The sequence below is a fragment of the Brevibacterium daeguense genome (genome assembly GCF_021729135.1).
GTDB lineage: Bacteria > Actinomycetota > Actinomycetes > Actinomycetales > Brevibacteriaceae > Brevibacterium > Brevibacterium daeguense.
The window spans coordinates 1-813 of record NZ_JAJTWW010000038.1; the positions used below are offsets into that span (position 1 = coordinate 1).

At 67.0% G+C, this 813-nt stretch carries 1 protein-coding gene; it reads left to right on the plus strand.

Annotated elements, in window-relative coordinates; all coding sequences use genetic code 11:
- On the plus strand, window positions 1-813 hold an 813-nt coding region (locus tag LXN01_RS15965), incomplete at both ends, for an IS1380 family transposase (protein WP_236866832.1).

Sequence of the window (813 nt, forward strand, 5' to 3'; positions counted from 1 at the left end):
CGGACGCACCGACCGCATCGGTGAGTGAGGCTGATCCGCTGATCATCGATATCGACGCGACCCTGATCACCTCCCACAGCGAGAACAAGGAAGAATCCAAACCGACGTATAAGCGCGGGTTCGGGTTCCACCCGCTGACGGCGTTCGCTGACCACGGGCCTGGCGGGACCGGCGAACCGCTGGCGATGCTGCTGCGTCCCGGCAACGCCGGCGCCAATACCGCCGCCGATCACATCACTGTGGCCCGCAACGCGCTGGCACAGCTGCCGGATGGTCACCGGTCCGGGCCCACGACGCTGATCCGCACCGATAGCGCCGGCGGCACGCATGCCTTCCTGGACTGGCTGACCGGACCGTCCCAGTCGCTGTCCTACTCCGTCGGGTTCGGGTTCACCCCCGCGATGGCAACCGCACTCACTGCGGTGGACCCGGATGCGTGGGCGCCGGCCTATAACAGCGACGGCGATCAACGCGACGGCGCGTGGGTCACCGAGCTGTCCGAGCACCTGGACTTGTCTTCGTGGCCTGCGGGGATGCGGGTGATTATCCGCAAAGAGCGCCCTCACCCCGGCGCGCAGCTGCGGATCACCGATATCGACGGGATGCGCTACACCGCGTTCGCCACCAACCAGAACAGCGCTGATATCCCAAGCCTGGAGGTCCGCCACCGTCGGCGCGCCCGCTGCGAGGACCGGATCCGGATCAGCAAGGACACCGGCCTGGCCAACCTGCCGTTAGCATCGCTGGCGGCCAACGAGATCTGGACCCACCTGGTGATGCTCGCAGTCGAGCTGACAGCGTGGACCCAGATGC